The sequence below is a fragment of the Streptomyces stoeckheimensis genome (assembly GCF_045822005.1).
Classification (GTDB): Bacteria; Actinomycetota; Actinomycetes; order Streptomycetales; family Streptomycetaceae; genus Streptomyces; species Streptomyces stoeckheimensis.
This window is the reverse complement of sequence record NZ_CP169550.1, coordinates 3530392-3551239: the sequence shown is the minus strand read 5'-3', so window position 1 is coordinate 3551239 and position 20848 is coordinate 3530392. Positions and strand designations below refer to the sequence as shown.

The following is a 20848-nucleotide window of genomic DNA, read 5'->3' as shown; positions in this document are numbered from 1 at the left end:
GGACAGGAGGCGGCCCTTGACCGTCGACGACCCTCAGTCCAGCGTGCCCGCCTCCGCAACGGCGACGGGCGGTGCGGGCGGCTCCGGCGGCTCGGGCGGTTCCGGAGTCCACGCGACCCCGATCGGGCGCGAGCAGCACACTCCCCACCACGAGGTCGACCACACGGCGCAGCCGACGGCCGACCCGCTGGCCATCCGCCTGGAGCAGTTGATCCTGGGCGCCGAGCGCCGGTACACGCCCTTCCAGGCGGCCCGCAGTGCCGGGGTCTCGATGGAGCTCGCCTCCCGCTTCTGGCGGGCCATGGGCTTCGCGGACATCGGCCAGGCCAGGGCCCTGACGGAGGCCGACGTACTGGCGCTGCGCCGGCTCGCCGGCCTCGTCGAGGCCGGGCTGCTGAGCGAGCCGATGGCGGTCCAGGTGGCGCGGTCCACCGGGCAGACCACGGCCCGGCTCGCGGAGTGGCAGATCGACTCCTTCCTGGAGGGGCTGACGGAGCCGCCGGAGCCGGGGATGACCCGTACGGAGGTCACGTACCCGCTGGTCGAGCTGTTGCTGCCGGAGCTGGAGGAGTTCCTCGTCTACGTGTGGCGGCGCCAGCTCGCGGCCGCGACCGGGCGGGTCGTGCAGGTGGCGGACGACGAGGAGATGGTCGACCGGCGCCTCGCGGTGGGCTTCGCCGACCTGGTGGGCTTCACGCGCCTGACGCGGCGGCTGGAGGAGGAGGAGCTCGGCGAGCTGGTCGAGTCCTTCGAGACGACCTCGGCGGACCTGGTGGCGGCGCACGGCGGCCGGCTGATCAAGACGCTGGGCGACGAGGTGCTGTACTGCGCCGACGACGCGGCCACGGCGGCGGAGATCGCGCTGCGGCTGATCGAGACGATGGAAGCCGATCCGCAGATGCCGGAGCTGCGCGTGGGCATCGCCTTCGGGACGGTGACCACCCGGATGGGCGACGTCTTCGGGACCACGGTGAACCTGGCCTCGCGGCTGACGTCGATAGCGCCGAAGGACGCGGTCCTGGTGGACGGCGCGATGGCCGAGGAACTGGGCCGCACGGGTGCGGCGCCGGTCTCGGAGAAGGAAGCGGAGAACGAGGAGGGCGGCGGTGCCTACCGCTTCGCGCTCCAGCCGATGTTCCAGCGCCCGGTCCGCGGCCTCGGCGTGGTGGAACCCTGGTCGCTGACGCGCCGGAGCCCCAAGACCTCCGGTTGACGTGCCCCCGGGCCGGCCGGCGGCCGGGTCCTTCCCGCAGTCCCGGCCCGTGCCGGTCAGCTCCGTACTCCGGCGCTCCGTGCTCCCGACTCCCGCGCTCCCTGCTCCGGCGTGCCGACGTACCGGGCCGGTGCCGAGGATTGGTTGGCCGGAGGCCTCCTGCTGAGCTGCTCCGCGCGCTAGAGTCCGTTGATAACGGTCGTTAACGTGGAGGGTCGCAGAGATGTCGGAGCAGCGCTTCGGGGAGTTCGTCGCGGTACGTCGTGCGGGCGACGGGCGCGTCGCCGAGCTGGTTCTGGACCGGCCCAAGGCGATGAACGCCGTGTCGACCGAGATGGCGCGGGGCATCGGCGCCGCGTGTGCGGCGCTGGGTGCGGACCCGTCGGTACGGGTCGTCGTGCTCTCCTCGACCGCCGAGAGGGCGTTCTGCGTGGGCGCGGACCTCAAGGAGCGGAACTCCTTCTCGGACGCCGAGCTGCTGCGGCAGCGGCCGACCACGCGGGGCGCGTACGGCGGAGTCCTGGAGCTTCCGATGCCGGTGATCGCGGCGGTGCACGGGTTCGCGCTGGGCGGCGGCTTCGAGCTTGCCCTCGCGTGCGATGTCATCGTGGCCGACGCGACGGCCGTCGTCGGGCTGCCCGAGGTGTCGGTCGGGGTGATCCCGGGCGGCGGCGGCACGCAGCTGCTGCCGAGGCGCGTGGGGGCGGCGCGGGCGGCGGAGCTGATCTTCACCGCGCGGCGCGTGGAGGCCGCCGATGCGCTGGCCCTGGGTCTGGTGGACTCGGTGGTGCCGGCGGGGACGGACCGCGAGGCCGCCCTGGCGATGGCGGCGGCGATGGCGGCGAACTCCCCGGTCGGGCTGCGGGCCGCCAAGCGGGCGCTGCGGCTCGGGCACGGCATGGACCTGACGGCCGGGCTGGAGATCGAGGACGCGGCGTGGCGGACGGTGGCCTTCTCGGGGGACCGGGCCGAGGGCGTGGCGGCGTTCAACGAGAAGCGGAAGCCGGAGTGGCCCGGGGTGTGAGGGCGTCCGTCGACGTATCCGGTGGTCCTGTGGGCTCCGGGTGGTGACCCGGTGTGATCTCGGTGCCACCGAATGTCGCGCCAATTGTCACTAAATCGGACAAAACTCCCTAACCTGGGGTGATGGGTGTTGACGGGCGGCTTCGAGCCGTTGTGGGCCTCGCGCAGGCCATGGCTGCCGCGTGCACGCCGCGGGACAGCGTGCGGGCGGCCGCGCGCGGAGCGAGGCTGGCGATGGACGGCTCGTTCGCCGCGATCTCCGCGTGGGAGCGGGAGCGGGGGCGCCTGCGGGTGCTCGTGAACGAGGGGGAGCGCAGGGACGGGGAGGAGGAGTTCCCCGAGGACGAGTCGTACCCCGTGCACGATTTCCCCGAGATCACGGAGTTCCTGCACGAGCGCTGGGTCGGCGGCGGCGGACCCCACGCCTGGGTGGACAGCGCGGTCGGAGACCGGCCGGGACGCCGGGGCGAGGCCCTGCGGCGGCGCGGGCGCGGCACGTGCGTGGTGGCCCCGATCGTGCTGAGCGGGCGGGCCTGGGGCGAGCTGTACGTGGCCCGGGACGAAGGCATGGCGGACTTCGACGAGGACGACGCGGAGTTCGGAGAGGTCCTCGCGGCGGTGATCGCGGCCGGGCTGGCGCAGAGCGACCGGCTGGAGGAGGCTCGCCGGCTCGCCTTCACCGACCCGCTGACCGGGCTGGCCAACCGGCGGGCCGTGGACATGCGGCTCGACGAGGCGCTGGAGGAGCACCGGCGCAGTGGTGCGGAGGTGGTGGTGAGTCTGGTCGTCTGCGACCTGAACGGCCTGAAGAAGGTCAACGACACCCTGGGCCACGCGATGGGCGACCGGCTGCTGGAACGGTTCGGCTCCGTGCTCAGCCTGTGCGGGGCGATGCTGCCGGGTGCGCTGGTGGCGCGGCTGGGCGGGGACGAGTTCTGCCTGGTCAGCGTGGGGCCTTCGGCGGACGAGGTGGTACGGGTCACCGAGGAGGTGTGCCTGCGGGCCGCCGAGCTGGAGCTGGGGGAGGGGGTCGCCTGCGGCGTCGCTTCCACGGGGGACCCGATCGGGCCGGTGAAATCCTCCCGGCGGCTGTTCCGGCTGGCGGACGCGGCGCAGTACAAGGCGAAGGCGGCGCGGTCGGCGAAGCCGGTGGTCGCGGGGCGGGACACGGCGGTCGTACGCCTCGCCGACGCGGAGCCCGGTGGCCCGGGCGAACGCCGCCGCTTCCGCGGGCGCGCGTAGCGGTGCCCCGACCGGCCCTGGCCGCGCCCCGGCCGGGGCCCTGCGCCCCGGCCCGCTGCGCGGCCCCGCCCGACGGCCGATGCCCTGCGCCGCCCTGCCGGGTCCGGCCCCGGGTGGCCGATGCTGCGGCCTGCGGCGGGTTGCCCTGCGGGGCGAAGTCCCCTACCCGCCCTTCCACCGTTCCCAGGGCCAGCCCTGACCCGGTCCTCAAACGCCGGACGGGCTGAAAGCGGGTCCCCGGGCTGCGCCCGGACCCCCTGGGGCTCCGCCCCAGACCCCGCGCCTCAAACGCCGGCGAGGCTGGGTTTTCCCGGCGTTTGAGGCGCGGGGGTCCGGGGGCTGGTCCCCGGGAACGGTGCCGCACGCGGCAACGGGTCCGGGCGGAGCCCGGGGAACGGGCGAAGGGTGGGGCGGGGGCACCGCCCCGCAGGGTCGAACCACCCGCACTCGCCCACCGGGCCCCGCGCGGCGGGGCGGAGCCCGGGAAGCGCGTCAGCGCTGAGTGGTGCGAGGTCCGCGTCGAGAAGGAGTGACATGAAGAGATTCAGTCCGTAGGGTGCTGAATATGGATATGCACACTGTCGTGGTGGGAACGTCCGGGACCACCGCCGAAGACGTGATCGCCGTCGCCCGCGGCAACGCCCGTGTCGAGCTTTCCGGCGAGGCCCTGGCCGCGCTCGGACGGGCCCGCGAGATCGTGGAGGCGCTCGCCGCGAAGCCCGAGCCCGTCTACGGGGTGTCCACCGGGTTCGGGGCGCTCGCCTCCCGGCACATCAGCCCCGAGCTGCGCGCGCAGCTCCAGCGCAACATCGTCCGCTCGCACGCCGCCGGCATGGGCCCGCGCGTCGAGCGCGAGGTCGTGCGGGCGCTGATGTTCCTGCGGCTGAAGACCGTCGCCTCCGGGCACACCGGCGTCCGGCCGTCCGTCGCGCAGACGATGGCCGACGTGCTCAACGCCGGGATCACCCCCGTCGTGCACGAGTACGGCTCGCTGGGGTGCTCCGGAGACCTCGCCCCGCTGTCCCACTGCGCGCTCGCGCTCATGGGAGAGGGTGACGCCGAGGGCCCCGACGGGACCGTCCGCCCCGCCGGGGAGCTGCTCGCCGAGGCCGGGATCGAGCCCGTCGAGCTCCGCGAGAAGGAGGGCCTCGCCCTCCTCAACGGCACCGACGGCATGCTCGGCATGCTGGTCATGGCCCTCGCCGACCTCGGCAAGCTGTACACCTCCGCCGACATCACCGCCGCGCTGACGCTGGAGGCGCTGCTCGGCACCGAGAAGGTGCTCCAGCCCGAGCTGCACGCCATCCGCCCGCACCCGGGCCAGGGGGCCTCCGCCGCGAACATGGCAGCCGTGCTCAAGGGCTCGGGCCTGACCGGGCACTTCCAGGAGGAGTCCGCGCCGCGCGTTCAGGACGCCTACTCCGTGCGCTGCGCCCCGCAGGTCGCCGGCGCGGGCCGCGACACCATGGCGCACGCCGCCCTCGTGGCATCGCGGGAGCTGGCCGCCGCCGTCGACAACCCGGTCGTGCTGCCCGACGGGCGCGTGGAGTCCAACGGGAACTTCCACGGCGCCCCGGTCGCCTACGTGCTCGACTTCCTCGCCATCGCGGCCGCCGACCTCGGGTCGATCGCCGAGCGGCGCACCGACCGGCTGCTCGACAAGAACCGTTCGCACGGCCTGCCGCCGTTCCTCGCGGACGACGCCGGCGTGGACTCCGGGCTCATGATCGCCCAGTACACGCAGGCCGCCCTGGTGAGCGAGATGAAGCGGCTCGCGGTTCCCGCCTCCGCCGACTCGATCCCCTCCTCCGCCATGCAGGAGGACCACGTCTCGATGGGCTGGTCGGCCGCGCGCAAGCTCCGTACCGCCGTCGACAACCTCACCCGGATCGTCGCGATCGAGCTGTACGCGGCCACCCGTGCCATCGAGCTGCGTCACGGGCTCACCCCGGCGCCGGCCAGCCGGGCCGCCATCGCGGCGGCGCGTGCGGCGGGTGTGGAGGGTCCCGGGCCGGACCGTTTCCTCGCGCCCGACCTGGCCGCCGCGGACGCCTTCGTTCGTTCGGGTGCACTCGTGGACGCCGTCGAGGCCGTCACCGGTCCCCTCGCCTGAGACAGCGCGAAAGGGTGCGGCTCCGGGGTATCCCCGGGGTCGCACCCTTTCGTGTGTCCGGCGCCCCGCTACGCCGTGCGCGAGCGGCGTACGGAGAAGGCCACGAAGCCGGCCCCGGCGCCCAGGAAGAGCGTGCCGCCGAGCAGGTAGGGCGTGGTGTCCACGCCGCCCGTGTCGGCGAGCTCGAGGGTGGGGACGGCCGCGGAGGCGGCCTGGACCTGGGTGTTCGCGGCGGCGGGCGCGCCGGAGCCGGCCTTCGCGTGCTCGGGCGCGGTGGCGTTGGCCGAGGGGACGAACCACAGGACGGCGAGGAGGGTGGTCGCTCCTAGAGCGGTGACTGTTGATCGACGTGCGGACACGGTGCGATCCCCCTTGTGGCAGCAGCGAATTGGCCCCGTGCGGTGATGCTACGGAAAGGGGCGGGTCGTGGGAAAGTCGGGGCCGCCACGGGATTACTCTCCGTCGTATGAACCCTTCTGAGACCTCACGATACGTACGCCTTCGGGTGGATTTGGTACTTGAAGTGCCGGACGTCGACGCGCTCACCGGAGCCGCCCTCGCGCACATCAAGGCCGACGAGTTCATGCCGGACGAGGAGCGCGGCCACGCCGAGGCGGCCGTCCGGGAGGACGAGTCGGAGGCTCTGGCCTACCTCGTGGACCCCACTGACCTGGTCGCGGAGATCCCCGGCGTGGAGCTCGCGCAGGCTTCCTGGAGCAGCGAGCCCGTGGAATACGACCCCGAGTCCATGGAGTGGGACCTCGACGAGGAAGATGGGGAGCTCGACGAAGAGACTGACAACGCCTGACGGTGGGGTTGACCACATTCGAACGGAATGGGGCGGCACCTCGGGGTGTAATGCGTTGTCAGGACGAGGCAGGGGGGTCATGCCCCCTGCCCGGGGAGTTCGGGGTTCCGGCAACGATGGAGTGGCGTGTGAGGACGGACAGCAAGCGGCGGAGAAGGTCCCTGGTGGCCATATCCGCCGTACTCGGCGGCGTACTGGTGCTGGCGGGATGCGGCGGCGGTGACGACAAGGGTGGTGACACGCCGAAGGCCAGCGGGGAGGCATCGGCCAAGTCCCAGGCGGACGTGGACGCGGCTGCGGCCAAGGACGCCTCCAAGGCCAAGATAGCCATCACGCCCAAGGACGGCGCCACCAACGTCGGCCTGAACGACGCGGCCAACGTGGCCGTGAGTGAGGGCACGCTCACCCAGGTCGAGCTGAAGAGCTCCGAGGGCACGGCGGTGCCGGGCAAGATAGCCGCCGACGGGAAGAGCTGGAAGCCGGACGGCGCGCTGAAGCGCTCCACCAAGTACGCGCTGTCGGCGACCGCGAAGGACGAGGCGGGCCGCGAGGCGCACGAGAACGCCTCCTTCACCACCGTCTCCCCGCAGAACAGCTTCGTGGGCTCCTTCATCCCGGACGAGGGCCAGACCGTCGGCGTGGGCATGCCGGTCTCGATCACCTTCGACAAGCAGATCAAGGACAAGAAGGCCGTCCAGGCGGGCATCACGGTCACCTCCAGCAGCGGCCAGGAGGTCGTGGGCCACTGGTTCAGCACGCAGCGGCTGGACTTCCGCCCGGAGAAGTACTGGCAGGCCGGTTCCACCGTCACCCTGAAGCTGGCGCTGGACGGGGTCCAGGGCGGCCCGGGCATCCAGGGCGTGCAGAGCAAGACCGTCACCTTCAAGATCGGCCGGAGCCAGGTCTCCACGGTCGACGCGAAGAGCAAGAAGATGACGGTCACCCGGGACGGCGCGGTCCTCAAGACCATCCCGATCTCGGCGGGCTCCCCGGAGAACCCGACCTACAACGGTCAGATGGTGATCTCCGAGAAGTTCAAGGAGACCCGGATGAACGGCGCCACCGTCGGCTTCACGGACGACGACGGCAAGGGCGAGTACGACATCAAGGACGTGCCGCACGCGATGCGCCTGTCCCAGTCCGGCACCTTCGTGCACGGCAACTACTGGGGACCGGACTCGGTCTTCGGCAGCGCCAACACCAGCCACGGCTGCGTCGGCCTGAACGACACCAAGGGTGCGAACGACCCGAACCAGCCCGCGGCCTGGTTCTACGACAACTCCCTCATCGGAGACGTCGTCACGGTCGTCAACTCCCCGGACAAGACGATCAAGCCGGACAACGGCCTCAACGGCTGGAACATGAGCTGGGCGGACTGGAAGGCCGGCTCGGCCGTCTGATCCGCCGACAGCACAGCTGAACCCCGCAACGGACGGCGGGGAGCCCCGGCCAGGGGGCTCCCCGCCGTCCGTCTGCGTGTTTCCTGCTGCCCGTACTCCCGCACTCCCGTATTCCTGTGCGGCACCTGTGAGTTCGTGTTCTCATCCGGCTCTTATGGACGGCTTATCCGGCCGTCACCGGTGCTGCCTACTTTCGGCCGCATGTTCTTCACCTACCTCCGGCGCGAGCTGCGCCGCCGCAGGAAGGCGGCGCTCGTCGTCGCCTCCGGACTCGCGCTGGGCATCGCCCTCGTCATCGTCGTCACCTCCGTCTCGGCGGGCATGACGCAGGCCCAGGGCAAGGTCCTCCAGTCGCTCTACGGCCTCGGCACCGACATGACCGTCACCAAGGCCCAGACCCCACCGGCCGAGGGCGACACCTCGGCCCGGCCGCGCTTCCAGTTCAACGCGAAGGGCGAGGGCGACACCGACGCCGAGGCCGAGCAGAGCAGCGACATGGTCATGCCGCAGGGCTTCCAGACGCTGGACGCCGCGACCGTGGCGAAGGTGTCCGGCCAGTCCGGCGTCGCCCAGGCCGTCGGCGGCCTCAGCCTTCAGGTGATGAAGGTCAACGGGCAGTTCAAGCGCGGCGAGTTCAAGCGCGCGGAGGGCCAGACGGGCGGCGGCACGGCCGGCAAGCCGGGCGCCACCGGCGGTACGGGCGGCACGGTCGAGGGCGGCGGCGCCGACTTCGACGTCAACTCCTTCTCCGTCTACGGCGCGGACGTCACCCGGCCCGAGCTGGGCCCGCTCACCACCTCCAAGATCACTGCGGGCCGCACCTTCGCGGCCGGGGAGACCGACGCGGCCGTCGTCGTCGTCGACAGCGCCTACGCCACGAAGAACAAGCTCGCCGTCGACTCCGAAGTCACCATCAAGGGCGCCAAGTTCAAGGTGATCGGGATCGCCACCGCCGACAGCGGCGACGCGGCCGCCAACGTCTACGTCCCGCTCAAGCAGGCCCAGACCCTGGCCGGGACCCCCGACAAGATCACCACGGTCTACGTCCAGGCCAAGGACTCGCAGGCCATCGGCTCCGTCAAGCAGGCCATCCAGAAGAACGTCCCGGACACCACCGTCACCACCTCGGCCGACCTGGCCGACACCGTCTCCGGGTCGCTCTCCACCGCCGCCTCCCTCGCCTCCACGGTCGGCACGTGGCTCTCGTACGCGGTCCTCCTCGCCGCCTTCCTCGTCGCCGGCCTGCTGACCTCCTCGGCCGTGTCCCGGCGCGTCCGCGAGTTCGGCACGCTCAAGGCGCTCGGCTGGAAGAGCGGCCGCGTCACCGGCCAGGTCGCCGGCGAGGCCCTGGTCAACGGCCTGATCGGCGGAGCGCTCGGCATCGGCCTCGGGCTCGGAGCCGCGTACGCCATCACCGCGATCAGCCCGCAGCTCACCGCGCAGCTCGCGGGCGGCGGCGGCCGGGGCCAGGGCCCGGGCGGCGGGGGCGGCGGGATGATGCGCTCCGCTCAGCAGGGCGCCGGCAAGGCCCTCGACATCGCGCTCACCGCACCCGTCTCGCTCTCCACCATCGGCCTGGCCGTCGCGCTCGCCGTCGCGGGCGGACTCATCGCAGGCGGCTTCGGCGGCTGGCGCGCCTCCCGGCTGAGGCCGGCGGACGCGCTGCGTCGCGTCGAATAGCCCGCGGCCGCAGGTTCGTACGGCCGTTCGTGCGTCTGCTACGTACCTACGCCTCGTGCGCCTGCCCGCCTGCCCGCCCGCCAGCCCGTCCCACCGCTCCGCAACCCGAGGGAACGAACCAGAGATGTACCAACTCACCGGTGTCACCAAGCGCTACCAGCGCGGCAAGGAAACCATCGACGCGCTCGCCGGCGTGGACCTGACCATCGAGGACGGCGGCCGGCTCGTCATCCAGGGCCCCACCGGCGGCGGCAAGTCCACCCTGCTCCAGATGCTCGGCGCCCTGGACCGCCCGACGGCGGGGCAGATCGTCCTCGACGGACTCGACCTCGCCACCGTCTCCGAATCCCGCCTCACCCGGGTCCGCGCGGAGAACATCGGCTTCGTGTTCCAGTCCTTCAACCTGATCCCCACGCTCACCGCGCAGGAGAACGTGGAGACGGCCCTCGTCCCGCTCGGGCTCAAGGCCCGCGAGCGGCGCGACCGGGCCGCCGAGGCGCTGGAGTCCGTAGGCCTCGGAGAGCGGATGGGGCACCTGCCCGGGGAGATGTCGGGCGGCCAGCAGCAGCGCGTGGCCATCGCCCGGGCGCTCGTGAAGCGGCCGAAGGTGCTGCTGGCCGACGAGCCGACCGGCAACCTCGACGAGTCCATGCGCGACGAGGTCATGGAACTGCTCGAAGGGCTGTGGAAGGAACACGGCCTGACCTTCGTCATGGTCACCCACGACAGCGCGCTCGCGAAGCGGGCCCCGCGGGTGGCGACGATCCGGCGGGGGAAGGTGACCGTCACCGAGAACGTCTGAGCGCTCCGCCGGGCTCCGGTTTAGGGTCCGGAGCATGATGATCACCCCGCTCTCCGTGCCCCCGACCGACACCGAAGTGGACCATTGGTGGGCCGTCCTGGCAGCCGCCAGGACGGCAGACCTGCCGGGGACTCCGCCGCCCTCCCGGACGGAGGTGGCCGGAGTGCTGCGGGTGCCGTCGGTGCGGGGGCGCTCGGTGTACTGGGCGACGGAGGACGCGGTCGCCTCCCTGGTCCTCTTCACCGACGGAGTCAACGACCACACCGCGTTCCTGGACGAGCTGACCGTACGGCCCGACGCGCGGCGGCACGGTGTGGGAACGGCCCTGTGGGCGCGGGCCCGCGAGGAGCTGCTCGCGGACGGCCGTACCTCGGTGGCGACGGAGGTGGACCTGGGAGGTCCCGGTCAGGCGTTCGCCGAGGCCGTGGGCTTCGAGAACGTCCTGTCGATGGCCTGGTACGTGCAGGACGTACGGGCGGCGCGGTGGGCGCAGGGGGCGCAGGCCGCGAAGGAAGGGGCCGGGTCCCCCGCGCCCGGCTACGAGCTGCACTGCTGGCCCGGGCTGGTGCCCGACGCGTGGGCGCAGGCCGTGGCCGTCGCCCACGGGGCGATGGAGGACGCGCCGATGGGAGAGCTGGACCAGCAGATCCAGACCTGGACGGCGGAGCGCCTGCACGCGGCCCACCGCAAGATCCTGGACCGGGGAGGCGCCCTGACCACGGTCGCCGCCGTCACCCCGGACGGCGAGGTGGCGGCCTACACGGAACTGGTCCTCCTCGACCCGGCGGGCCCGCGCGCGCTCCAGTTCGACACCGTGGTCGTCCCCGCCCACCGGGGCCACGGCCTCGGCCGCGCGGTCAAGCTCCGCATGCTCGCGGAGGCGGCGGTCCGCCACCCGGACCTGCGCACCATCGCCACCTCGGTGGCGGACGACAACGCCCCGATGCTCGCGGTCAACGCGGCCCTCGGCTACCGGCGCGAGCGCGCGGTCGGGTACTTCCAGCTGACGCTGTAGCCGGGGGGCGCGGCCGGTCTACGGGCTTACGGGGCGGATTCCTCGACGGGACCCGGACCCGGACCCTGGGCGTGCTCCCGGTCCCGGTCCCGCTCCGGCGCGGCGGACGGCGCGGACCAGGAGGCGAGGAGGCTGAGGGCGTCGGCGGAGGCGGAGCCCGGGGCCGCGTGGTAGGTGACCAGGAACTGCGCCGGGTCGTCCGGGAAGGCCAGGGTCTCGAAGGAGAGCCGGAGCTCGCCGACCAGCGGGTGGCGCAGTCGCTTGACGCCGTGGATCTTGTTGTCGGCCACCGTGTGGGCGGCCCACAGCCGACGGAACTCCTCGTTCTTGACGGACAGTTCGCCGACCAGCGCGGACAGTCGTTCGTCGTCCGGGAACTGCCCGGCGTACACGCGCAGATTGCTCACCACCTCGCACGCCCGGCATTCCCAGTCCGCGTACAGCTCCGCCGTCGCCGGGTCCAGGAAGACCAGCCGCACCAGGTTGCGCTCCTGCGCCGGGAGCGCCCCGAAGTCGCCGAAGACGGCCGCCGCCAGCCGGTTCCAGCCGATGACGTCCTGGCGCCGCCCGACCAGGTACGCCGGTACGCCCTCCATCGCGTCCAGCAGCGTCCGCAGCTCCGGCCGGACCTGCTGGGGGCGCGGGGCCTGGCGGCGCTTGCGGGGCTTGGGGCCGGCCAGGTGGCTCAGGTGCGCACGCTCCGTGCCGTCCAGGCGCAGGGCCCGCGCGATGGCGTCGAGGATCTCCGCCGACACGTTCTGGCCGTGGCCCTGCTCCAGCCGCGTGTAGTACGCGACCGACACCCCGGCCAGTTGCGCCAGCTCCTCGCGGCGCAGGCCGGGGACCCGGCGGTGGCGCCCGTAGTCGGGCAGGCCCACGTCCTCGGGGCGCAGCCGGGCGCGCCGGGAGCGCAGGAACTCGCCGAGCTCGGCTCGCTGATCAAGCTGATCCATTACCCCAGTATCACCGCGCGGGGGTGCAGGCCGGGGGCGTGAGCCTGACCCCGCCAAGGGTAGGTTCGCCAGACCTAGGCAGGACAGGGGGATGGGTGTCCGGGGCGGGGGAGTGCAGGCTGTGAACACACAGCGGCCCCGCACTGCGGGACCGCGCCGCAGCACCGCAGGTCCCCGCACCACAGTCTTCCGAGGAGCCCCACCGTGTCCGTCACCCAGGTCGCCGCCTACGCCGCTCCCGCGCCCAAGGCCCCGCTGGAGCGCACCACCGTCCCGCGCCGTCCGGTCGGCGCGCACGACGTCCTCATCGACATCAAGTTCGCCGGCATCTGCCACTCCGACATCCACCAGGTCACCGACGGCTGGGGCGAGGGCATCTACCCCATGGTCCCGGGCCACGAGATCGCCGGTGTGATCACCGAGGTCGGCCCCGAGGTCACCAAGTTCGCCGTCGGCGACCGGGTGGGCGTCGGCTGCTTCGTCGACTCCTGCCGCGAGTGCGAGCAGTGCCTCGCCGGGCAGGAGCAGTTCTGTGCCAAGGGCATGACCGGCACGTACAACTCCCTCGACCGGAACGGCGAGCCCACGTACGGCGGTTACTCCACGCACGTCGTCGTCGACGAGAACTACACCGTCCGCATCCCCGACGCCCTCCCCCTCGACGTCGCCGCCCCGCTGCTGTGCGCCGGCATCACGCTCTACTCCCCGCTCAAGCACTGGCAGGCCGGCCCCGGCAAGCAGGTCGCGATCGTCGGCCTCGGCGGCCTCGGCCACATGGGTGTCAAGCTCGCCCACGCGCTCGGTGCCGAGGTCACCGTCCTCTCGCAGACCCTGCGCAAGCAGGAGGACGGGCTCAAGCTGGGCGCCGACCACTTCTACGCCACCAGCGACGAGGCCACCTTCAAGGAGCTGGCCGGCCGCTTCGACCTGATCGTGTCCACCGTCTCCGCGCCGCTCCCCTTCGACGCCTACCTGGGCCTGCTCAAGGTGGACGGCGCCCTGGTGAACGTCGGCGCCCCGGAGGAGCCGGTCTCGCTGAACCTGTTCTCCGTCATCGGCGGCCGCAAGACCCTGGCCGGCTCGATGATCGGCGGGATCGCCGAGACGCAGGAGATGCTCGACTTCTGCGCGGAGCACGGACTGGGTGCGGACATCGAGGTGATCCGCGCCGAGGAGGTCAACGAGGCGTACGTGCGGGTCCAGTCGGGCGACGTCCGCTACCGCTTCGTCATCGACACCTCGACCATCTGAACCTCGACCATCTGAACCCCGGCCATCTGAACCCCGGCCATCTGACCGGCGCCTGACGGCGGCCCCCGAGTGCACGGCCCCTGAGTGCACGGCCCCCGGGGGCCGCCGTCACACGTTTTTCATGCCCCGTGCATGGTCTCGGCGGCCCTCCGCGCGGACGATCTTCCCATCAGCCTTCAGCCACAGGGGAGTTCGAGATGTCCAGCCGCCGCCACTTCCTCACGGGTTCCGCGGCCGCCGCCGTCGGCCTCGCGGCCCTCCCGCAGGCCCTCCAGCCCGCGCAGGCGGCCGCCGCCGGGACGGCCGCCGGTGCGGCCGCCGGGGCGGAGGGGCCGCCGAACCTCGTGGTGATCCTGGCCGACGATCTGGGCTACGGCGACCTGGGCGCGTACGGCCAGAAGCTGATCACCACCCCGCGCATCGACCAACTGGCCGCGGAGGGGCTCCGGTTCACGGACGCCTACTCGGCGGCCGCCGTCTGCGCGCCCTCCCGTGCCGCACTGCTGACCGGCCTGCACACCGGCCACGCCGCCGTCCGGGCCAACCCCTCCAGCGGCGGCCAGGGCAGCCTCGGCGCGGGCGACACCACCTTCGCGGAGGTGCTCCGGGCACGCGGCTACCGTACGGGCCTCTTCGGCAAGTGGGGCTTCGGGCCGGAGGCCGGGGACCAGCCGAGCCACCCGTCCGCGCGGGGCTTCGAGGAGTTCTACGGGTACATCGACCACAGCCACGCCCACCAGTACTACCCGGCGTACCTCTGGAACGGCAACGCCAAGGAGACCGTCCCGACGGGCACCTTCGCCCCCGACGCGATCGCCGCGCGCGCCCTCGGCTTCATCGACGCCCACGCCGCCGGCCCCGCCCCCTTCCTGCTCTTCCTCACGCCGAACCTCCCGCACGCCCCGAGCGAGATCCCCGACGCGAGCGCCTACGCATCCCAGTCCTGGACGCAGGCGAACAAGTCGCACGCGGCGCAGATCAGCCTCCTCGACGCACAGGTCGGCGCCGTCGTCGACCGGCTGAAGGCGCGGGGCGTCGCGGAGCGCACGGTCGTCCTGGTGGCCTCCGACAACGGCCCGCACGAGGAGGGCGGGGTGAACCCGGACCTCTTCGACGCCAACGGCCCGCTGCGCGGCTACAAGCGCAACCTGTACGAGGGCGGCGTGCGCGTCCCCCTCGTCGCCTGGTCCCCGGGCCGGATCGCCCCCGGCACCACCAGCGCCCGCCCCACCCCGCTCTACGACCTCCTGCCCACCCTCGCCGACCTGGCGGGCGGCGCCCCGGCCCCCTCCGACATCGACGGACTCTCGGCTGCCCCGGTCCTGAACGGCGCCCCCGCCCTGGCCCCCCTCCACAACCACCTGTACTGGTACCGGGACGAGCAGGGCGTCACCAGCCGCGCCAACACGCAGGACGGCGGCCGGGCGAAGCAGGTGGCGGAGGCCATCCGCAAGGACCGGTGGAAGGCCGTACGGTTCGCCCCGGCGCGGGACCGCACGGTGGCGGACTCCAAGTGGGAGTTCGAGCTCTACGACCTGGCGGTGGACCTCGGCGAGAAGAACGACGTGGCGGCGAAGAACCCGTCGGTGGTCTCGTCGCTGACGGCCCTCCTGCGTTCCTCCTGGGCGGACACGTACGTGCGCCGCCCGTGGGGCCTGACCGCGGTCGCCGACGCCGTCGCCTCGACGCTCACCACGACCGTCGCGAACGGTACGACCCGCCCCTGGCCGGACGTCCGCGTCACCCTCCCGCTCCCGTCGGGCTGGACGGCCACCGCGACGACGCCGACGACCGCGCTCTCCCTCGGCCCGGGCGAGTCCCTGACCACGACGTGGCGGCTGACCCCGCCCCCGACGGTGCCCGCACCCGTGCTCCTCGTTCCGCAGGCCACCACCTCGTCCTCCCTCGGCTTCACGGCGCCCACCCGCTACACACCCCTGCCGGCCCCGCCCACCCAGGACAGCTACCTCAGCGACCTCCCCTGGGTCTCGGCGGCCAACGGCTGGGGCCCGGTCGAGATCGACCGCTCCAACGGCAAGCAGGCGGCGGGCGACGGCACCCCGATCGCCTTCGGCGGGGTCACGTACGCGAAGGGCCTCGGCGTGCACGCCCCCTCCGAGATCGTCTACCACCTCGGCGGCCGCGGGAACCGCTTCACGGCCCTGGTCGGCATCGACGACTTCTCGAAGAAGCAGTCGGCGTCCGGAGCCACCCGCGCCACCGTGCGCGGCGACGGCCGGGTCCTCGCCACGACGGGAGTCCTGACCGGCGCCTCGGGACCGACGGCGCTCGACGTGGACGTACGGGGCGTGCGCCTCCTCCACCTGGTCGTGGAGGACGCGAACGCGAACTCCGCCTTCGACCACACCTCGTGGGCGGTGGCACGGGTGACGGTGGTCTGAGGCAGCCGTTTCGCCTGGTTCGCGGCGAAACATCAGAGGTGACAGTGGGTCCACGGCCGTGGATGATGCTCGGAGACTTGCGGATCAGTGTGTGCCCGGTCGTTGCAGGGGGGAACGGCCGGGCAGCCGCGTGCGGCTCCGTGTCCAGTGGTGCTCCTTCCCCCTCGCTTCGTCGCCGAAGGAACCCTGCCCCGTGCGCCCTACCCGTAGGACGGCCCTGCTCACCGCGGGCCTCGTCACCCTCCTCGGCCTGCCGGCCACCGCGGCGGCCGCCGCGGACCCGGCCGACCTTTACGTGAACAGTGCGGACGGCTCCCACTGCTCCGACGGCGGCACCGGGACGAAGCCCGTCCCGTTCTGCTCGATATCGGCGGCCGCGAAGGTGGTCAAGCCGGGCCGGACCGTGTGGATCGAGCCGGACACGAGCTACCCCGACCCGCTCACCATCGACCGCTCGGGAGAACCGGGCAAGCCGATCACCTTCGCCGTCAGGGAAGAGAGCCGCAGCTTCCGGGCATACCTAGGCAAGGGCCTGACCATCGACGGGGCCTCTCACGTGGTGATCCGCAAGCTCAGTGTCGCCGGAGGCACCAAGGTCGCGGGCTCCGGCAACATCGAGCTCGACCGGCTCTACATCGGGGCCGGCTCGGAGGGCAAGGGCCTCGTTGTAGGCGAGGGAAGCACGGACGTGCGCGTCACCCGCAGCGACCTGAGCGGTGTCTGGATCGACGGCGGCGCCCGGGGCACGGTACTCGGCCGGAACTACATCGACGGCGTGATCAACAAGGCGGACGTCATCGTGGCAGACGCGCCCGGTACTGCCGTCACCAACAACACGTTCGTCACCGACTGCGTTGCGGCCCTCGCGGTCAGCGGCGCCTCGGCAGGCTCCTCCGTGTCCAACAACGTGTTCGTCAACTGGCACAACGACCGCTGCACGTCGTCCGTGCCGCGCACCGGCATCCTGGTGGCGGCGAACGCGGCGGCGGGTGTCCGGGCCGACTACAACGTGATCACCGGCCCCGTGGTCAAGATGGCTCCCTACATGTGGGCCGGCACGGCCTACCCGACCCCGGCGGCGTTCACGGCCGCCACGGGCCAGGGCGCCCACGACATCCTGGCCCCGGACTTCGAGGCGGTCGGCCCGAAGGACGGCTCTCCCACCATCGACTCGGGGGACCCGACGGCGCCGGGCGTGATCCCCGACGACTACTACGGGAAGCCCACCGCCGACGATCCGCGAGTCCCCAACTCCGGCAAGAACGGCGGCTACATCGACCGGGGGGCGTACGAGACCCAGGACGACCTGAGTGGTGTCGAGCTGGGCGTCGCACCGGCGTGGGCGCCCGTCGGCACCAAGGTGAAGGCGACGGCCAAGGCGGCGAGTTCCTGGGCTGCCGCACTCACCTACCGCTACGACTTCGGTGACGGGACGCCCCTGGTGGCCACCAAGGCGACCACCGCGGAGCACGTGTACAGCACACCGTGTGCCTGCGAGGTGAAGGTGACGGCGATCAACGCTGTCGGGAAAGAGGTCTTCGGCTACGGACACACCAAGGTGGCCCCGGCCGGCCCGCTGACCGCCGCGTTCACGGCCGAGCCGGACCTGCCGATGGGGACCAATCCCATAAGCGGCCCCGGCCCGCTGAGTATCTCGGTCGACACGGCGGCCACCGTGGCGCCGTGGCCGGTGACGAGCATGGACGTGGACTTCGGCGATGGCGAGACCGTTCACAGCGACGACCTGTCCAGAACAGAGCACACCTACAAGTCGCCCGGCGATTACCGGGTGACGCTGACCCTCCAGGACTCCAAGGGCGCGAAGTCCACAGTCGCCAAGACCGTGAAGGCCCGTTATGCAGCGTCCGGTTACGTTGCCACCGAGCCCTTCCGGCTGCTGGACACCCGCACGACCAACACCTCAGTCCAGGGCGGGAATCCGATCCCGGTGCGGCTGCCCAACTCAACCGCCATCCCCGGGCACGAGCTCTCGGCCGGTATGGCTTCGGCGGTCCTGAACGTCACGGTCACCGGCGCCACCGAGGACACTCACCTCGGAATCTGGCCTTCGGGGCAGCCCCGTCCGGCGACCTCGAACCTCAACGTCGCTGCAGGCGGCACGTCGGCCAACACGGTCACCGTCCCGGTCGGTGCCGACGGCAAGATCCAGGCCCAGCTGAACTCGGGCAGGGCTTCCCTGATCGTAGACTTCGTGGGCTACTACCAGCCCAACATCGGGCAGCGCTTCTCCCCGCTCTCCCCGACCCGAATCCTGGACACTCGTACGACCGGCGGCGCACTCGGCGGCGGCAAGACCCGCACGGTGAAGGTCGCGGGCGTCAACGGCATCCCGGCCGACGCCACCGCCGTCGCGCTGAACCTGACGAGCACGGGCGCGAAGGAGCAGGGGCACGTCATCGCCTATCCCGACCCGGCGAAGCGCCCCGCCACCTCGAACCTGAACGTGGAGCCGGGCAAGGACAAGTCCAACCAGGCCATCGTCCCGGTCGGCCCGAACGGCACCATCACGCTCTTCACCAACACGGGGTCCACCCACCTGATCCTGGATGCGGTGGGCTACTACGGCAAGGACGGCAAGGCGCTGTTCACCCCGGTCGTACCCAAGCGCCTGGCCGACACCCGCACCACCGGCAAGCTCGCCCCGGGCGCGACGACCACGGTCTCGGGCCTCCCCGCGAACGCCGTCGGCGCGGTCCTGAACGTCACCGCCACCGACACCACCACCCCGGGCTTCCTGACCGCGTACGGGTACGGCGGCAAGCTCCCCGGAGCCAGCAGCCTCAACACCCTCCAGGGCATCACGGTCCCGAACCACGTGACGACCCCCGTCGCGAACGGCAAGGTGAACATCTTCAACAGCCACGGCGGCCCCAACCACGTGGTCACCGACCTCCTCGGCTACTTCACGACCGGCTGACGCCGCCGGAACAGGAAGGAGCCCCGGCCCCCGCGAAGCGCGGGGGCCGGGGCTCCTTCGTACGCAGACTCGGCTCAGCCCTCGGCGCGGGCCACGCCGATCGGGCAGGAGACGCCCGTACCGCCGATGCCGCAGTAGCCGCCGGGGTTCTTGTCCAGGTACTGCTGGTGGTACGCCTCCGCAGGCCAGAAGGGGTGCTCCGACGCCGGGAGGACGGCCGTGGTGATCGTGCCGTAGCCGGAGGCCGTCAGGACGCGCTGGTAGGCCTCGCGGGAGGCTTCGGCGGTGGCCTGGGCGGCGGGGGAGTGGGTGTAGACCGCCGAGCGGTACTGGGTACCGACGTCGTTGCCCTGGCGGAAGCCCTGGGTGGGGTCGTGGGACTCCCAGAACAGCTTCAGCAGGGCTTCGTAGGAGACCAGGGAGGGGTCGAAGACGACCCGGACCACCTCGGTGTGGCCGGTGCCGCCGGAGCAGACCTCTTCGTAGGTCGGGTTCTCGGTGAAGCCGCCCTGGTAGCCGGCCAGGGTGCTCCACACGCCCGGGGTCTGCCAGAACTTGCGCTCGGCGCCCCAGAAACAGCCGAGGCCGAAGTCCGCGACCTCGAGGTGGGCGGGGTACGGGCCCGCGAGGGGGTTGCCGAGCACGGTGTGCACGGCGGGCAGCCCGAAGAGCGGCTCCGCGCGGCCGGTCAGGGCTTCCTCGCGGGTGGGGAGCTCGGGCGTGCGGCGGTACGAGAACATGGATTCCCTCCTAGTGGTCTACCGATAACGGCGGACGGGGGGGTCGGGATTCCCGCCGCCGCCAGCGCCGTCCGCCGTCAGTGCGGCAGTGTCGCCGGGGAGCCGCCGTTTGCCTCGTAGCCGGCCACCGCCAGGGCGCGGTAGATCGCGTACGAGGCCGCCGGGTCCGGGTCGGCGGACCAGGGGAGGGCGCCGACGTAGCCGTCGACGTGGCGGATCTGGTCCATCGCCTCCGCCCAGCGTTCGCCGCCGACCAGGAAGAGGATGAGCAGGTGGCGTACGTGCGCCAGCATCGGGTCGTCGGGGCGGGCGGTGTGGACCGCGTACAGGGCCCCTTCCACCGCCCGGGTCACCGTCGCGCTCTGGTGGAAGCTGCGGATCAGAACGACGTCGGGGACGTGCTCGTAGAGGGCGAAGAGCGGGAGCGCCGCCAGGAGCGAGCCCTGCGGGGCGCGGGCCGCCGCGTGGTGGGTGAAGGCGTCGGCCTTCTCGCGGGAGCCGTGCCACTTCTCGCACCAGTAGTTCAGTGCCGCCAGGTGCGCGCCCATGTGCTGGGGCGCCCGGTCGATGATCTTCGCCCACAGGGCGTCGTACTCGGGCTCGGAGTAGTGCAGCATGCGGGCCACGGACAGCTCGACGATGTACGGGATCGGGTCGCCGGGGGCCAGCAGCGCGGCCTTGTTGCAGGACTCCCGGGCCTCCTCCGCGATGATCCGGACGTCAGCCTCGCTCATGCCCTCCGGGCGCCGCCACATCTGCTGCGCCAGCAGCTCGGCGTGCACCTGCGCACCGCCCGCGTCCTTCGGGGCCTCCAGCCGCCAGGCCTTCAGCCACCCCGCCCCGGCCCCGGGCTCCTGGGAGAGCTCCAGCGCGGCCGAGCCGGCGAAGGCCTGGACGCGCTGCCAGCGCACCTCGCCCTCCCGGGAGGTACCGGCCAGGAGCTGGGAGGCGGCCTGCCACTGCCCGGTCCGCCGTACGTGGTCGAGGGCGTCCATCAGGTCCTGGTCGGGGCCGGGGATCCGGATGTCGAGCTCCTCCTGGAGGGCGAATCCGTAGTCCGCCGGGTCGGCGGCGTCCGGGCTCCCGGGCGCGACCAGGCGCAGTCCGCCGCGCCTGCGCCGCAGGATCGGTGAGAGGGCGGCCAAGAGCAGACCCATCGCGAGCAGGAACCACAGAATCTCCATGACCCCAGCGAACCAGACCGACCCGGGCGAAAGCCAATAGGAGGCAAAGCCGACCGTGGGAGGGGAGCCGCCCGGCACGTGCCC

General features: G+C 72.4%; 16 protein-coding genes. 12 read left to right on the top strand and 4 right to left on the bottom strand.

Annotation, left to right across the window (positions count from 1 at the left end; translation table 11 throughout):
- The first annotated feature begins 16 nt into the window (after positions 1–16).
- The 4 genes from ACE1OC_RS15780 to hutH all read left to right on the top strand — a co-directional run bounded on the left by ACE1OC_RS15780 (position 17) and on the right by hutH (position 5591).
- On the top strand, positions 17–1213 hold the full coding sequence (locus ACE1OC_RS15780; protein ID WP_407837571.1) for an adenylate/guanylate cyclase domain-containing protein: 1197 nt from the start codon (positions 17–19) through the stop codon (positions 1211–1213).
- 223 nt (positions 1214–1436) lie between these two features.
- The gene (locus ACE1OC_RS15775) at positions 1437–2237 is read left to right on the top strand and encodes an enoyl-CoA hydratase/isomerase family protein (protein ID WP_407837570.1); all 801 of its coding nucleotides are present in this window, start codon (positions 1437–1439) and stop codon (positions 2235–2237) included.
- 122 nt (positions 2238–2359) lie between these two features.
- Complete coding sequence (locus ACE1OC_RS15770; RefSeq protein WP_250746278.1) at positions 2360–3478, top strand: sensor domain-containing diguanylate cyclase; 1119 nt, start codon at positions 2360–2362, stop codon at positions 3476–3478.
- Positions 3479–4049: 571 nt separating this feature from the next.
- Positions 4050–5591 carry a histidine ammonia-lyase gene (gene hutH / locus ACE1OC_RS15765; RefSeq protein ID WP_250751633.1) on the top strand — a complete coding sequence of 514 codons (1542 nt, stop codon included), beginning with the start codon at positions 4050–4052 and terminating at the stop codon, positions 5589–5591.
- A gap of 68 nt (positions 5592–5659) precedes the next feature.
- Here the strand turns inward: hutH and ACE1OC_RS15760 are convergent, their stop codons facing one another.
- The gene (locus ACE1OC_RS15760) at positions 5660–5950 is read right to left on the bottom strand and encodes an LPXTG cell wall anchor domain-containing protein (protein ID WP_407837569.1); all 291 of its coding nucleotides are present in this window, start codon (positions 5948–5950) and stop codon (positions 5660–5662) included.
- 146 nt (positions 5951–6096) lie between these two features.
- On the opposite strand from ACE1OC_RS15760, the gene ACE1OC_RS15755 reads away from it, so the two are divergent.
- From ACE1OC_RS15755 to ACE1OC_RS15735, 5 genes are all read left to right on the top strand, one after another.
- Positions 6097–6399: a hypothetical protein gene (locus ACE1OC_RS15755; protein ID WP_356515798.1), complete on the top strand. Its 303-nt coding sequence runs from the start codon at positions 6097–6099 to the stop codon at positions 6397–6399.
- A 116-nt stretch (positions 6400–6515) separates the two neighbouring features.
- Entirely contained in the window at positions 6516–7799 is a 1284-nt protein-coding gene (locus ACE1OC_RS15750) for a L,D-transpeptidase (protein ID WP_407837568.1), read from the top strand.
- A 201-nt stretch (positions 7800–8000) separates the two neighbouring features.
- Positions 8001–9479, top strand: coding sequence for an ABC transporter permease (locus tag ACE1OC_RS15745; protein ID WP_407837567.1), 1479 nt, complete (start codon positions 8001–8003; stop codon positions 9477–9479).
- Between the two features lie 124 nt (positions 9480–9603).
- Entirely contained in the window at positions 9604–10281 is a 678-nt protein-coding gene (locus ACE1OC_RS15740) for an ABC transporter ATP-binding protein (protein ID WP_407837566.1), read from the top strand.
- A 34-nt stretch (positions 10282–10315) separates the two neighbouring features.
- Positions 10316–11296 carry a GNAT family N-acetyltransferase gene (locus ACE1OC_RS15735; protein ID WP_407837565.1) on the top strand — a complete coding sequence of 327 codons (981 nt, stop codon included), beginning with the start codon at positions 10316–10318 and terminating at the stop codon, positions 11294–11296.
- A 26-nt stretch (positions 11297–11322) separates the two neighbouring features.
- On the opposite strand, the gene ACE1OC_RS15730 is transcribed toward ACE1OC_RS15735, so the two are convergent.
- Complete coding sequence (locus ACE1OC_RS15730; RefSeq protein WP_407837564.1) at positions 11323–12249, bottom strand: helix-turn-helix transcriptional regulator; 927 nt, start codon at positions 12247–12249, stop codon at positions 11323–11325.
- A 204-nt stretch (positions 12250–12453) separates the two neighbouring features.
- Between ACE1OC_RS15730 and ACE1OC_RS15725 the strand changes: the two genes are divergently transcribed.
- The 3 genes from ACE1OC_RS15725 to ACE1OC_RS15715 all read left to right on the top strand — a co-directional run bounded on the left by ACE1OC_RS15725 (position 12454) and on the right by ACE1OC_RS15715 (position 18840).
- Positions 12454–13500 (top strand): NAD(P)-dependent alcohol dehydrogenase, encoded by a 1047-nt coding sequence (locus ACE1OC_RS15725; RefSeq protein WP_407837563.1) that lies wholly within the window; start codon positions 12454–12456, stop codon positions 13498–13500.
- A gap of 197 nt (positions 13501–13697) precedes the next feature.
- Positions 13698–15902: a sulfatase-like hydrolase/transferase gene (locus tag ACE1OC_RS15720; RefSeq protein WP_407837562.1), complete on the top strand. Its 2205-nt coding sequence runs from the start codon at positions 13698–13700 to the stop codon at positions 15900–15902.
- A 193-nt stretch (positions 15903–16095) separates the two neighbouring features.
- Positions 16096–18840: a PKD domain-containing protein gene (locus ACE1OC_RS15715; protein ID WP_407837561.1), complete on the top strand. Its 2745-nt coding sequence runs from the start codon at positions 16096–16098 to the stop codon at positions 18838–18840.
- 74 nt (positions 18841–18914) lie between these two features.
- Here the strand turns inward: ACE1OC_RS15715 and msrA are convergent, their stop codons facing one another.
- The gene (gene msrA, locus ACE1OC_RS15710) at positions 18915–19580 is read right to left on the bottom strand and encodes a peptide-methionine (S)-S-oxide reductase MsrA (RefSeq protein WP_407837560.1); all 666 of its coding nucleotides are present in this window, start codon (positions 19578–19580) and stop codon (positions 18915–18917) included.
- A 77-nt stretch (positions 19581–19657) separates the two neighbouring features.
- Positions 19658–20764, bottom strand: a complete 1107-nt coding sequence (locus ACE1OC_RS15705; protein ID WP_407837559.1) for a hypothetical protein — start codon at positions 20762–20764, stop codon at positions 19658–19660.
- Between the last annotated feature and the right edge of the window lie 84 nt (positions 20765–20848).

Excerpts from the sequence above, each read along its gene's own strand:
- ACE1OC_RS15735 (WP_407837565.1), top strand. The coding sequence starts at position 10,316 with ATGATGATCACCCCGCTCTCCGTGCCCCCGACCGACACCGAAGTGGAC.
- ACE1OC_RS15740 (WP_407837566.1), top strand. The coding sequence starts at position 9,604 with ATGTACCAACTCACCGGTGTCACCAAGCGCTACCAGCGCGGCAAGGAA.
- ACE1OC_RS15705 (WP_407837559.1), bottom strand. The coding sequence starts at position 20,764 with ATGGAGATTCTGTGGTTCCTGCTCGCGATGGGTCTGCTCTTGGCCGCC.
- msrA (WP_407837560.1), bottom strand. The coding sequence starts at position 19,580 with ATGTTCTCGTACCGCCGCACGCCCGAGCTCCCCACCCGCGAGGAAGCC.
- ACE1OC_RS15730 (WP_407837564.1), bottom strand. The coding sequence starts at position 12,249 with ATGGATCAGCTTGATCAGCGAGCCGAGCTCGGCGAGTTCCTGCGCTCC.
- ACE1OC_RS15770 (WP_250746278.1), top strand. The coding sequence starts at position 2,360 with ATGGGTGTTGACGGGCGGCTTCGAGCCGTTGTGGGCCTCGCGCAGGCC.
- ACE1OC_RS15750 (WP_407837568.1), top strand. The coding sequence starts at position 6,516 with ATGGAGTGGCGTGTGAGGACGGACAGCAAGCGGCGGAGAAGGTCCCTG.
- ACE1OC_RS15720 (WP_407837562.1), top strand. The coding sequence starts at position 13,698 with ATGTCCAGCCGCCGCCACTTCCTCACGGGTTCCGCGGCCGCCGCCGTC.
- ACE1OC_RS15775 (WP_407837570.1), top strand. The coding sequence starts at position 1,437 with ATGTCGGAGCAGCGCTTCGGGGAGTTCGTCGCGGTACGTCGTGCGGGC.
- ACE1OC_RS15745 (WP_407837567.1), top strand. The coding sequence starts at position 8,001 with ATGTTCTTCACCTACCTCCGGCGCGAGCTGCGCCGCCGCAGGAAGGCG.
- hutH (WP_250751633.1), top strand. The coding sequence starts at position 4,050 with ATGCACACTGTCGTGGTGGGAACGTCCGGGACCACCGCCGAAGACGTG.